Source organism: Catellatospora sp. NPDC049111, assembly GCF_040648615.1.
GTDB lineage: Bacteria > Actinomycetota > Actinomycetes > Mycobacteriales > Micromonosporaceae > Catellatospora > Catellatospora aurea.
In genome coordinates, this window is record NZ_JBEZEB010000010.1 from 20,096 (window position 1) to 32,776 (window position 12,681).

The 12,681-nt window shown below is 71.6% G+C and carries 12 protein-coding genes; 7 read left to right on the forward strand and 5 right to left on the reverse strand.

What is annotated here, in order from left to right; translation table 11 throughout:
• Window positions 1–9 precede the first annotated feature (9 nt).
• A complete protein-coding gene (locus AB0B66_RS16665; protein ID WP_360529695.1) occupies window positions 10–1,668 on the reverse strand; it encodes a family 16 glycoside hydrolase in 1,659 nt (552 codons plus the stop codon).
• Window positions 1,669–1,933: 265 nt separating this feature from the next.
• Here AB0B66_RS16665 and AB0B66_RS16670 point away from each other — a divergent pair, with 265 nt between their 5' ends.
• From AB0B66_RS16670 to AB0B66_RS16680, 3 genes are all read left to right on the forward strand, one after another.
• Window positions 1,934–2,677, forward strand: coding sequence for an SDR family oxidoreductase (locus AB0B66_RS16670; RefSeq protein WP_360530194.1), 744 nt, complete (start codon window positions 1,934–1,936; stop codon window positions 2,675–2,677).
• Window positions 2,678–2,798: 121 nt separating this feature from the next.
• Complete coding sequence (locus tag AB0B66_RS16675) at window positions 2,799–3,863, forward strand: ATP-dependent DNA ligase (protein WP_360529698.1); 1,065 nt, start codon at window positions 2,799–2,801, stop codon at window positions 3,861–3,863.
• Between the two features lie 62 nt (window positions 3,864–3,925).
• Window positions 3,926–5,437 (forward strand): alpha/beta hydrolase, encoded by a 1,512-nt coding sequence (locus AB0B66_RS16680; RefSeq protein WP_360529701.1) that lies wholly within the window; start codon window positions 3,926–3,928, stop codon window positions 5,435–5,437.
• A 111-nt stretch (window positions 5,438–5,548) separates the two neighbouring features.
• On the opposite strand, the gene AB0B66_RS16685 is transcribed toward AB0B66_RS16680, so the two are convergent.
• Window positions 5,549–6,391, reverse strand: coding sequence for an oxidoreductase (locus tag AB0B66_RS16685; RefSeq protein ID WP_360529704.1), 843 nt, complete (start codon window positions 6,389–6,391; stop codon window positions 5,549–5,551).
• 67 nt (window positions 6,392–6,458) lie between these two features.
• Here AB0B66_RS16685 and AB0B66_RS16690 point away from each other — a divergent pair, with 67 nt between their 5' ends.
• Window positions 6,459–7,124: a hypothetical protein gene (locus AB0B66_RS16690; protein ID WP_360529707.1), complete on the forward strand. Its 666-nt coding sequence runs from the start codon at window positions 6,459–6,461 to the stop codon at window positions 7,122–7,124.
• Window positions 7,125–7,260: 136 nt separating this feature from the next.
• Here the strand turns inward: AB0B66_RS16690 and ligD are convergent, their stop codons facing one another.
• A complete protein-coding gene (gene ligD / locus AB0B66_RS16695) occupies window positions 7,261–8,295 on the reverse strand; it encodes a non-homologous end-joining DNA ligase (protein ID WP_360529710.1) in 1,035 nt (344 codons plus the stop codon).
• Between the two features lie 29 nt (window positions 8,296–8,324).
• Between ligD and msrB the strand changes: the two genes are divergently transcribed.
• From msrB to AB0B66_RS16710, 3 genes are all read left to right on the forward strand, one after another.
• Window positions 8,325–8,729 (forward strand): peptide-methionine (R)-S-oxide reductase MsrB, encoded by a 405-nt coding sequence (gene msrB, locus AB0B66_RS16700; protein ID WP_360529713.1) that lies wholly within the window; start codon window positions 8,325–8,327, stop codon window positions 8,727–8,729.
• A gap of 148 nt (window positions 8,730–8,877) precedes the next feature.
• Entirely contained in the window at window positions 8,878–10,332 is a 1,455-nt protein-coding gene (locus AB0B66_RS16705; RefSeq protein WP_360529716.1) for a SigE family RNA polymerase sigma factor, read from the forward strand.
• An 85-nt stretch (window positions 10,333–10,417) separates the two neighbouring features.
• A complete protein-coding gene (locus AB0B66_RS16710; protein WP_360529719.1) occupies window positions 10,418–10,897 on the forward strand; it encodes a DUF4231 domain-containing protein in 480 nt (159 codons plus the stop codon).
• Here the strand turns inward: AB0B66_RS16710 and AB0B66_RS16715 are convergent.
• Both AB0B66_RS16715 and AB0B66_RS16720 read right to left on the reverse strand, forming a co-directional pair.
• On the reverse strand, window positions 10,890–11,243 hold the full coding sequence (locus tag AB0B66_RS16715; protein WP_360529722.1) for a hypothetical protein: 354 nt from the start codon (window positions 11,241–11,243) through the stop codon (window positions 10,890–10,892). The two genes, AB0B66_RS16710 and AB0B66_RS16715, sit on opposite strands and share 8 nt — an antisense overlap.
• Window positions 11,244–11,290: 47 nt before the next feature.
• A complete protein-coding gene (locus tag AB0B66_RS16720; protein WP_360529725.1) occupies window positions 11,291–12,655 on the reverse strand; it encodes an AlkA N-terminal domain-containing protein in 1,365 nt (454 codons plus the stop codon).
• Between the last annotated feature and the right edge of the window lie 26 nt (window positions 12,656–12,681).

A 12,681-nucleotide genomic window follows, 5' to 3' on the forward strand; every position in this document is an offset into this window, starting at 1 on the left:
CGTACCCCCTCAGATCTTTCCGACGCCCGCACCCGCCGGGACGATCGCCGGCACGGTCGCCGGATCGTCCACGGTGTACGGGTAGAAGGTCGCCGGGTCGGTGACGGTGCCGCGCACCTCGATGGGGTGGTTGCACTCGACGAGGATGTTGTTGCGCTCGACCATGCGGCCCAGCGGCCCGCTGAACTCGACCCGGCCCGGGTTGTTGACGCTGTAGAAGTAGTTGCCTTCCACGAACAGGCCGGACTCGTTGGTCGACGCGATGCCGTAGCTGTTGTCGAAGTAGTAGTTGTTGTAGACGTGCACCAGCGGCGAGAAGCGCACGCGCGGGTTGCGCTGGTCGGAGCGGTCGAAGAAGTTGTGGTGGTAGGTGACCCGCAGCCGGCCGGTGTCCTGCGCGCCGTTGGCGTCGTCGTGGCCGACCAGGGTCGTCTTGTCGTGGTCGTGGAACCTGTTCCAGGACACCGTGAGCAGGTCGGAGCCGCGCTTGATGTCGAGCGCGCCGTCGCCGCCGTCGGACAGGTCGTTGTGGTCGATCCAGATGTGGTGCGAGAACATCTGGACGTTGATCAGGTCGTCGGACGCGCCGCTGATCGACAGGTTCCGGATGATGACGTTGTGCACGGCGTTCGCGGGCGGGGAGGTCACCGCGTCGCTGATCGGCAGGCCGATGTTCAGCCCGCCGCCGACCAGGCGCGCGGTCGAGCCGAGGCCGACGATCGTCTTGTCCGAGGTCACGTTGTGCATGCCGTCGGTGGTGCCGGTCGGCAGCGTGATCGTGCCGGACACCTGGATCGTGTACGGCCCGGTGCGTGCGATGTAGTCGAGGAACTCCTCGGTCGTGTCCACGGTGACGGTCGGGCCGCCGGCCCCGCCCGTGGTGGTGGCCTGGCCGTATCCGGCGACGGTGGCGAACCCGTCCGGCTGCCCCGGCCCCGGCGGGTTCGGCGGCGGCCCGCTCGGGCTGGGACTGGCGCTCGGACTCGGGCTCGCACTGGGGCTGCTACTGGGCCGCGGGCTCGCGCTCGGGCTGCCGGAAGCGCTCGGGCTCGGCGACGGCCCGCCCGCGTCGGCGACGAGCACGTCGTCGAAGTTCGCGGCCGCGTTGTAGGTGGCCACGCCGATCTGTCCGGTGGCGAACTGCGCGTCCGTCGCGGACACCGACGCCCCGCCGTTCACGCTGCCCTGCAGGCTGGTCCCGCTGACCGTGAGGCTCAGCGTGTACCAGGACCCGGTGGTGACGGTGACCGCGGCGCTCGCCAGGGTCGTCGACGAGCCGCCGACCAGCTTCTTCAGCTCGACGGTGTGGTTGGTGCGCAGCGCCAGGTAGTAGTAGCTGGTGTTGGACTGGGCACGGGCCAGCAGCGCGGCGAACCGGTTCGCGCCGTTGACCGCGGTCAGCTTCACGCGCGCCGTGACCGTGTAGTTCGCCCAGGCCGTCGAACCGGCTCGGGCGCGGGCGTCGGAACTCGTGCCCGCCTGCCGCAGCACGGGCGTGCCGTCGGCGACGACGGACCAGGTCCCGCCGGACGTGGTCCAGCCGGCGGAGTCGCCGTCGTTGAAGTCGTCGTTGAACAGGGTGGCCGCGTTGGCGGTGCCCGCGTACAGCAACGCCGCCGCCACCGTGGCAGCCACCGCGGCGGTGGCGAGCCGGGAACGTACCTTCATGCGCCTTCCTTCCGCGAGATCGGGACGTCAAGAGATCGAAACATCGATGCAACTCGACGTTCGTCCCGCGAGCATAGGAAAGCGCTTTCCCTCCCCGCAACCCTTCTGATGTGCAGGTTTGTTGCAGCCCTCACCCACCTCCGTCGCGTTGATCATGAACTTAGGGACGTGTTCGACGGCGTGTCCCTACCCTGCCGCCGTGATCACCGACCGGGGGGTGCGCGGTTGACCTCAAGCGCGGTGGAGGTGGTGAGATTTCGGCATGATGACCTTCGAAGGGCTGCGGGTGGCGGTCACGGGCGCGGGGCGGGACACCGGGCGGCTGCTCGCCCGCGAGTTCGCGGCGCGGGGCGCACACGTGTACGTGTCCGCACGGGACGAAATCGCCGCCGAGGCGACCGTCGACCTGATCAACGGCGAGGGGCCCGGCAGCGCCGAGGCATACGGATGCGACCTCGCCGACCCCGATGCGGTACGCGGGTTCGCCGCCTCCCTCGCCGCCCGGACCGGGCACCTCGACGTGCTCGTCAACAACGCTGCGGCGTACGCGAAAGGCCCTGACCTGGAAGACGCCCCTGACGACGCCATCGAGTCGGTGATCGGCGGCGCGGCGACCGGCACCACCCTGCTCGTCAAGCACCTACTGCCGCTGCTGCGTGCCTCGTCCCGACCCGACATCGTCAACCTGGTCTCCGGCTGCGGCGAGCCCGGCCACCGCCGCTCGACCGCCCATCCCGCCTTCTACGCCGCGAAACACGCGCAGGCCGGGCTGGCCGACATTCTGTCGTACCGGCTGCGCCCCGAGGGCATCCGGGTGATCTCGCTGTATCCGCCGGACTTCGTGCAGGACGGGCCGCGCACCGCGGACGCGCTGCTCACCGCGCGCTCGGTCGCGGACTGTGTGCTGTTCGCGGTGGGCCAGCCCCGGGACTGCTTCATCCGCGAGTTCCGGTTCGAGCAGGAGCAGGCGAGCCTCAACCCGGCCACGCCGGACGGGCGGACTGACTGAACGCCCGCGCGTTGCGTGATCATGAAGTTGTGGACACGACACGCCGCCGAGCCCTGCCATAGATTCATGATCAACCAGGAGGTTCGGCGCGGGGTGGGCGGTTTGCTGGTTGACTGGGGGTATGGATTTGCCGGTTAACCCCCCTGTGGAGCCGATGCTGGCCAAGCCGGTGTCGAAGATTCCCGATGAGCCGGGTATGACGTTCGAGCCCAAATGGGACGGGTATCGCTGCATTGTCTTCCGTGACGGTGACGAGGTCGAGCTGGCCAGCCGGGGCGGTAAGACGCTGACGCGATACTTTCCCGAGGTCGTGAATCTGGCGCTGAAGCAATTCCCGGCCCGCTCGGTGATCGACTGCGAGCTGGTCTGCATCCGCCGCGACGCCGACCGCATCCCCCGCCTCGACTTCGACATGCTCAACCAGCGCATCCACCCGGCGGCCTCCCGGGTGAACAAGCTGTCCGTGGAGACCCCCGCCGACGTCATCGCGTTCGACCTGCTGGCGCTGGACGACCGGTCGCTGATGGACCAGCCGTACGCCCAGCGCCGCGCCCTGCTCGCACAGGCCCTTGCCCACGTCGAGCCGCCCGTGCACCTGACCCCGGTCACCACCGACGCGGACACCGCCCGCACGTGGTTCACCGAGTTCGAAGGCGCGGGGCTGGACGGGCTCATCGCCAAGCCCGCCGACATGCCCTACTCCCCCGGCAAGCGGCTCATGTTCAAGATCAAGCATTCGCGTACCGCGGACGTGGTGGTGGCCGGCTTCCGGTACCACACCTCCGGGCCGGTGGTCGGATCACTGCTGCTCGGCCTGTACGACGAGCACGGCGTCCTGCACCACGTCGGCGCGAGTTCGGCGTTCACCGCGGCACGCCGGGCCGAGCTGCTGGACGAACTGGCTCCCTACCGCAACCCCGGCGAGCACACGTGGGGGACGGCGACGGAGGGTCAGCGCGTGCCGGGTGCGCCCAGCCGATGGAGTGGGGGGAAGGATCTTGGCTTCGAACCGCTACGCCCCGAACTCGTGGTCGAGGTCGGCTACGACGCGATGGAGGGCGACCGCTTCCGGCACACCGCCCAGTTCAAGCGCTGGCGGCCGGACCGCGACCCCCGGTCCTGCACCTATGACCAACTCGACCGTCCTATCAGCCTCAACGTCGACGAGGTACTGCGTACCCCGTAGGCTCGGGCGGATCCGTTCCGGGGGGAGTGAACACGCTCGTGCGACTCAGGCTCAATAAGAGGGTGGCGGGCACCGCCGTCGCGCTGCTGACATCGGCACTGACGACCAGCGGCTGCATACTGCCGCTGCCCGACTTCGGCAGCCGCCCGGAGGCCGCCGCCGTCAGCCCCGAACCGGGCTGGCGGCTGTGTCCGGAGATCGCCGCGGACCTGCTGGGCAAGGCCCCGTCCGGGTACACCTTCGAATGCAAGACGGTGAAGGTGCCGCAGGACTGGAACAAGCCCGACGACGGCCAGACCTTCGACATCGAGGTCATGCGGGCGCGGGCCACCGACCAGCGCGACCGCATCGGCGCGCTGATGGTCAACCCCGGCGGCCCCGGCGCGTCCGGCGTCGACCTCGCGGCGTACCTGACCCTGGGCCTGCCCGCGGAGATCACCCGGCGCTTCGACATCGTCGGTTTCGACCCGCGCGGCGTCGGCCGGTCCACCCCGGTCGACTGCTACACCGACGCCGACCTGGACGCCACCTTCGCCAGCGAGCCCGATCCGGTGACGCAGGAGGAGTTCGACGAGGCGCTCGCGCTGACCAAGAAGATGGCCGACGGCTGCAAGGCCAAGTACGGCGACCGGCTCGGGCTGTTCGCCACCGTGCAGGCGGCCCGGGACATGGAGGCGATCCGCCTGTCGCTGGGCGAGGGCAAGATGAACTACCTCGGCTACTCCTACGGCACCCTGCTCGGCGCGGTGTACGCGCAGCTGTTCCCGAAGAACATCAGGGCCATGGTGCTCGACGGCGCGGTCGACCCGCTGCAGACGTCGATCCAGTCCTCGGAGAGCCAGGCGATGGGCTTCGAGCGCGCGTTCGACAACTTCGCCGCCTGGTGCGCGAAGAACAAGAACCAGTGCCCGATCGACGGCGACGCCCGCGCGGTCGTGGAGAAACTCATGCAGGAGGCCGACACCAACCCGGTCGGCAATCCCGACGGCCGCAAGGCCACCGCCGGCTGGATCTTCTGGGGCGTGGTGTCGTCGCTGTACACCCAGGCCCGCTGGCCCGACCTGGGCCAGGCCCTGGCCGACCTGCAGGACGGCAAATCCGAGGCGATCTTCGCGCTGGCCGACTCGTACGCCGACCGCGACGCCAACGGCGAGTACACCAACCTGTTCGACGCGAACGCCGCGGTCAACTGCGCCGACGACGCCAAACCGGCGAGCGTGGAGGAGATCCGGCGGCTGCAGTCGGAGTGGCGGCAGAAGTACCCACTGTTCGGCGCGCCGCTGGCGGTGGGCATGATGACCTGCTCGGTCTGGCCCGCCAAGCGCGAGCCGTACCCGACCGGCAAGGCCGAAGGGGCGCCGCCGATCCTGGTGGTGGGCACCAAGGGCGACCCGGCGACGCCGTACGAGCAGACCCAGAAGCTCGCCGACATGCTCGGGGTGGGCGTCGTGCTCACCTGGGACGGCGAGGGCCACACCGCCTACCCGGAGACGCGCTGCATCAACAAGCACGTCAACGACTTCCTGATCAACCTGGTGGTGCCGCCGCCGGGCACGGTGTGCCCGCCGCAGTGAATCCGTAGAGCACGACAGGGGCCCCGCCACGAGTCATCGATGGCGGGGCCTCGGCGTGTGCACGGCTGTTCTCCGCGATGACGACGAAGGGCTGTCCACGGACGCAGCCGGTCAGCCCCGCAGGTCGGCAAGGTCCTGGTCGGTGAGGTCGAGGCGGTCCGCCGCGAGGTTCTCCGCCAGGTGATCGAGGGAACCGGTGCCCGGGATCGCCAGCACCGACGGTGAGGCCGTCAGCAGCGCGGCGATCGCGACCTGTGCCGATGTCGCGCCCAGGCGGGAAGCGACGACGTCCAGCCGGTCCGCGTCGAGGGGGCGGGCGCCGCCACCGAGCGGGAAGTAGGGCACGTACGCGATACCCGCCTGCTCGCACTCTGCCAGCAGGCCGTCGTCACCGCTGTGCCGGTTCTGCACCGCCGCGACGGGCGCGATCGCCCGAGCCTCGGCGAGCTGTGCGCCGTCGACGTTGCTCACCCCCAGGTGCCGGATCAGGCCCTGCGCGCGAAGCTCGGCCAGCACCGCGAACCGCTCGGCGATCGACTCCCCGCCCGGCCCAGCCATCCCGCCGACCCGCAGGTAGACCAGGTCGAGCCGGTCCAGCCCGAGCGTACGCAGATCCGCCTCGACGAGGCCGCGCAGCTGATCGGGAGTCGCCTGCTCGCTCGGCGCGCCGGTCGGCCCCGGCAGCGGCCCGACCTTCGTCGCGATCACCAGGTCGTCCCGGTAAGGGCTCAGCGCGGTGCGGATCAGGTCGTTCGCCCGCACCTCGCCTCGGCCGTAGAACCCGGCCGTGTCGATGTGGTTCACACCCAGCTCGACGGCTCGCCGGAGCACCGCGATGCCGGTCTCGGCGGGACGTGGCGGACCGTCGAAGGTGCCCATCGCCAGGCGCATCGCACCGAAGCCGAGCCGCCTGACGGGCAGGTCACCGCCGAGGGAGAAGTTCTTGATCGTCATGACGGCCATGGTGGCCGACGCCCCGGCCCTCGGCAGGGTCCTGGCCACTTGCTGCCACACTGGCAGGATGCGCAGCGAACAGGTGGTCTCGGTCCAGGGGGACGCGGAGCTGATCGCGCGAGCCGGCCACCTGTTCGAGTCCGCCCGGACCGAGTTCGTGTGCGCGGCCCGGGACCTGCGGACCTGGTCGCAGCCGGAGGCCATGTGCGCGATCCGCGACCGCGTGCACGCCGCGGCGTCGACCGGTTTCACCTGCCGCAAGCTGCTCAGCCCGGTGGCGCTCGCCGACGAGCAGGCGCGGGCGCACCTGCGTGAGGTGCAGCGCCACGGCACCCACGTCCGGATCAGCGGCTCGCCGCTGCCGCACGAGACCATCGTCATCGACCAGCGGGTGATGATCCTGGCCGGCCGGGCGACCCCCGCGGGCCGCGAGTACACGGTGACGACCGCGCGGACCCTGGTCGACGGCGTCCACTCGCTGTTCCGGGCCGTCTGGGACAGCGCCGTCGAGCTGGACGCCTACCTGCGCGACGACATCCCGCACCTCGACGCCGACGGCCGCATGATCCTCCAGGCGCTCGCTTCGGGCGCGACCGACGAGTCGGCGGCCCGGCGGCTCGGCGTCTCGCTGCGCACGTACCGCCGCCGGGTGGCCGACCTGATGATCAAGCTGGAGGCCGACTCGCGGTTCCAGGCCGGAAAACGCGCGGCCGAACTCGGCCTGCCCGCCTGAGGCCGCACCGCGCTCATGATCGTCGGACTTGCCCGGCACCTGTGCGTATCTTGAACACGCTTTCGCCCATGTGCCTGGCAAGTCGAGCGATCATGGCCGGGCCGGGCCGGGCCGGGCCGCGGCGGCTCGCGGCCGGTCAGCCGTCGGCCTGGTCGACGGGGTCCTTGGCCCGGCTGGGCTGCACCCGCATCGGCTCGCCCGGCATCTTCGGATAATCCGGCGGGTACGGCATCTCGCCGAGCTTGCGGTCGCGCTCGTCGCGGTCCCACCACTCCAGCAGCGTGCCGAGATCGTGCCGCACGTCGTCCATGCCCGCGTAGAGGTCGCCGACCTCGGCCAGCCGGGCCGGCACGGTGCGCAGGTCGAAGTCGTTCGGCTCGACCTGGGTCAGCTCGTCCCAGGTGACCGGGGTGCTGACGGTCGCCCGGGGGTTGGCGCGCAGCGAGTACGGCGCGGCGATGGTGCGGTCGCGGGCCATCTGGTTGTAGTCGATGAAGACCTGCTCGCCACGCTCCTCCTTCCACCACGCCGTGGTGATCAGCTTCGGGTCGCGCCGCTCCAGCTCGCGGGCGAACGCGATCGCCGCCCGGCGCGCCTCGACGAACGACCAGTCCGGCTTGATCCGCACGTAGATGTGGATACCCCGCCCACCGGAGGTCTTCGGGTGGCCGACCAGGCCCGCGTCGTCGAGCACCGTACGGGCCAGCCCGGCGACCTTCACCGCGTCGGCGAAGTCGGTGCCGGGCTGCGGGTCGAGGTCGATGCGCAGCTCGTCGGGGTTCTCGGTGGCGGGCGCGCGGACCGGCCAGGGGTGGTACACGATGGTGCCCATCTGCGCGGCCCAGAGCAGGGCGGCGGGCTCCTTCGGGCACAACTCGTCGGCCTTGCGCCCACTCGGGAACTTGATCTCCGCGGTGGTGATCCAGTCCGGGACACCCCGGGTCGGCACCCGCTTCTGGAAGAACATCTCCCCGTCGAGCCCGTCCGGGAAGCGCTGCAGCATGGTGGGCCGGTCGCGCATGTACCGCAGCATGGGCTCGGACACGGCGAGGTAGTACTCGAAGACGTCCTGCTTCGTGAAGCCGCGGTCCGGGAAATAGATCTTGTCCGGGCTGCTGAGTCTTACGGAACGGTTACCGACCTCGTACTCGAGCGCTGGGGCCTTGGGCATGGCCCGACGCTACCGCGTACGGTCGAGGCATGGAGCAGAACGTGAGCCGGTTGAGCGAGGACGAGTGGCGCGTGCGCCTCAACCCCGAGGAGTTCCGGGTGCTTCGCCAGGCGGGCACCGAGGCCCCGTGGAGCGGCAAGTACGTGGAGACCAAGACCCCGGGGACCTACCGCTGCCGGGCGTGTGGCGTCGCACTGTTCGACAGTGTGACCAAGTTCGACAGCCACTGCGGATGGCCGTCGTTCGACGAGGCCATTCCGGGGACCATCCGCTACATCGAGGACCGGTCGCTGGGCATGGTGCGGGTCGAGGTGCGCTGCGCCAATTGCGACTCGCACCTGGGGCACCGGTTCGACGGTGAGGGCTTCACCGCCAAGGACGCCCGCTACTGCATCAACAGCATCTGCCTCGACCTCGAAGAGACCCCGAAGTAACACCACGCCCCACCCGTATCGGAAACGACGCCCCGGGACAGCGACCCGGGGCGTCGTCGTGCTCCCGGTTCCGGCTGATCGGCGACAGGGGCAACCGGTTCCCCGGTCCACCCGGTAGAGGTTCCTGACGACGGCGACGGGAGCGGGGATGGCCGAGACGGCGGAGTTCGACGAGTTCGTGACGGCGCGATCGCGGCACCTGCTGCGCGTCGCGCACCTGCTCACCGGAGACCACGGGCTGGCCGAGGACCTGCTGCAGACCGCGCTGGCCCGCTCGTGGTCGGCGTGGCGGAGGCTGGACGGCAACCCGGAGCCGTACGTGCGGCAGGTGCTGCTGAACACGTACAACTCCTGGTGGCGGCGGCGCTGGAACGGCGAGCGCCCCACCGACCTGCTGCCCGAGCGCGCCGTGGCCACCCCGCAGGCGGCCGTCGACGAGCGCGACCAGGTGTGGCGGGCGCTGTCGCGGCTGTCCCGCCAGCAGCGCACGGTGCTGGTGCTGCGCTACTTCGAGGATCTCAGCGAGGCCGACATCGCGCAGCTCCTGCACATCTCCCCCGGCGCGGTGAAGAGCCATGCGGCCAAGGGCCTGGCCCGGCTGCGCCTGGACCCCAGCCTGCGGGAACTGCCGCACCCCGAGGCCGAGGACGCCCCGGCCGGCAACGAGCGGCTGGCCGCCGTGCACGGCCGGATCGCGCAGCGCCGCCGCAACCGGATCGCGGTGGTCGCTGCGGCGTGTGTCGTGGTCCTGGCCGCCATCGCCGGGTACGCCGTCGCGCCGCACCTGCGCCGCCACTCCCTGCCCGACCCGGCGACCTCGCAGCAGCCCGGGCCGCGTTTCCTCGACGGCCGCCGGGTGCTCGCCGCGACGGCGGGCGGGTTGACCCGGGACGGGGGTGTGACCGTGACCTGGGCTCCGGAGTCCGGCCAGGACCTGGACATCTTCGTCGAGTGCTTCCACGACCTGCCGAGCTCCTCGGTGCAGGTCTCGGTGATCGTGAACGGCGAGCAGTACCGCACCGCCACGTGTGACGACGCCCGGCGGGTGGATCTGCGGGTGGACTGGTTCGACCTGAGGGCCGAGGCCGGCTGGGCGGCGGTCGTCGAGGCACGGGTCAGCGGCGTCTGCCTCAATCGGCAGACCAGGCGCGGACAGATGGTCGAAATGGACTGCCGGACTGCGCCGATGCCGCAGTCGGGCACGCTCGTGGTCGGCATCGGTCAGCCCGTGCCCTTCGACGGCTACCCGCTACCCGCCCCGCCGGCCGAACTGCCCGCCCTGGAGCCGCTCTACGAGCAGCGGACCAACACCGTGCTGCTGCGGCCCGGCGCCGAGAGCGTCGAGCTGGTCTGGCTCGGGCCGCTCGCGGTCGACGCGCGCGCCCAGACACCGGGACGGCTGCACATCCACGTCGACGGCAGGGTGGTGGGCACGCTGGACTTCTGGGACTACGAACAGGACGACGCGGGCCTGTACCACCCGGCATACGGTGAACCGGACCCCGGCATAGCCCGCGGCGCCAAGGTCACCATCACCGTCGTGCCGGACCGTCTGGCCGGGGACTGGTTCGCCGAGGTGCAGTCGGTCGGGCCGCCCCTGTGACCGTCGGGTGTGTCAGGAAGTTCCATCGCGTCTGGTCCCGGAACCCGTTGCGTGCCACCATCATCGGGACTTTCGGGAGGACGCGATGGCGGACGGCACGGCGCAGAGCATCTGGTGGCAGCGGCTCACCTCACCCGGTGGCGCGCAGCTGCCGATGAGCGTGCAGGAGCGGCTGCTGTGGTACGCAAAGCAGGTGACCCGCCAGCGGATCACGAACTACACCCTGGAGGGCGTGACCGTCGTGGTCGCCGCGAGCATCCCCGCCGCGGCCGCGCTCGGCGCGTCGACCGCGGTCACCGCGGTGCTCGGCGCGGCGGTCGCCGTGCTGGCGGGGCTGCGGCAGCTGATCCGGCCTGGCGAGAGCTGGGTGCGGGCCAGCGCCACGCTGGTCGCGATGCAGCGCGAGGCCGTGGTGTGGAGCGCGGGCGCGGTCCCCTACGACGGCGAGCGCGCGGACACCCTGCTCGTCGAGAACGTGGAGAGCCTGGTCGCCGCTGAGACGTCGCAGTGGGCCGAGCAGCGCACGGTGCGCCGCTCGGAGCCGGAGCAGCAGCCGGTCAGCTGACGTACCAGTCGAACAGCTCCCAGCCGGGCGGGGTGGCCATCACGAGCAGCATCAGGGCGGCCGCCACCCCGGCGACGGCGAGCAGCCGGCGGCTGAACACGTCGGCCTGGACCTGCGGTGACCGCCACGCGCGCCACGCGAACAGCAGGATGACCGCGGCGGGCACGAACCCGAACATGGTCACCAGGACCGCCGGCCAGGACCAGCCGGGCGGGGACTGCTCGGGGAAGTAGGCCGCGTCGGTGACGAGGTAGGCGACGGCCCCGTAGAGGTAGGCCAGCACCAGGGCCAGCAGTGCGGCGCTGAGCATCCCGGCGGTGCCGCGGCTGATCGACGTTGCTCTCATCGGCGCACCGTAACGCGAGCCCTGCCACCCGGCAAGGTGCCGAACCGTCACCAGGCGAGGTGTCCGAAGGCGTACGCCCGCCAGGGCCGCCACCGCTCGGCGGGCTCGCCGTGCCGCCCGTAGCCGGGCCAGGCGTCGGGGTCGCCGAGCGCGCGCATGGCGATGTGCTCCACGGTGGACTCGTCCAGTCCGGGCAGGTCCCGCAGCCGCTGCCGGGCCTGCGCCCAGTCCGCGCCGACCCCGAGGTCCAGCCTGCCCGAAGCCACCGCGCCGACGAGCGCGGCGAACGCCTGCGCGACCGGGGCCGCCACGTCGAGCACCGCCGGGTCGGCCCCGGCCAGGACGGACAGGTCGGGGAACACCCGGGTGAGCGCGCCGTCGGGGTCGGTGACCGGGTCGCCGTACGCCATCGCCAGCCGCGCGGCCGCGGCCGGGCCCAGCACCGCGCGCACCGCCAGCTCGACCCCGTCCACGGCGCGCGGCACCCGCCGCCCCGGCACGGCCGCGACCAGCGGGGCGAGCAGCGGGTCGGCGGCGAGCGCGGCGTCCACGGCGACCGGGTCGGCGTCGAGGTCGAGCAGCCACCGGCACCGATGGACGGCGCTGCCGAGGTCGCGCACATCGGCCAGGGCCAGCCGGCATTCGACGTGTCCGGCGGCCGGGCGCAGCTCGACGATGCCGATGCCGTGCGGCAGCCGCAGGGTGCGCCGCAGGGTGCGGTCGCGCCACTGCTCGACGCCGGGCAGCACGTCCGCGGCGAGCTGTGCGAACAGCTGGTCAGCGGCCAGCGGCGCCCGGTAGGGAAGGCGGACCGTGACGGTGCCCGGCACGACCTGTGCCCGCGCCCCGTTGCTGACCCGTTCCCGCAGCTCGCCGGGGGTCAGGCCGAACACCTCACGAACCGTGTCGTTGAAGGTGCGGATGCTGCCGAAACCGGCCGCGAACGCGATGTCGCCCATCGGCAGGGCGCTGGTCTCGATCAGGGTGCGGGCCGCCTGGGCGCGCTGCGCGCGGGCCACCGCGAGCGGCCCCGCGCCGAGTTCGGCCTGCACGTGCCGCTGCACCTGCCGGGTGCTGTAGCCGAGCCGGCCGGCCAGGCCGGGCACGCCCTCCCGGTCGACGACCCCGTCGGCGATGAGCCGGACGGCGCGGCCGACCAGGTCGGCGCGGGCGTTCCACTGCGGCGAGCCGGGGCTAGCGTCCGGGCGGCAGCGTTTGCAGGCCCGGAATCCGGCCTGCTGGGCGGCGGCCGCGCTGGGCAGGAAGGTCATGTGCCGCACCTGCGGCGGCGGCACCGGGCAACTCGGGCGGCAGTAGATGCGGGTACTGGTCACCGCGGTGAAGAACCAGCCGTCGAAGCGGGCGTCGCGGGAGTGCACCGCCCGGACGCAGCTCTCGAAGTCCTCGTGCATGCCCCCACCGTAACCAGGGCACGGAC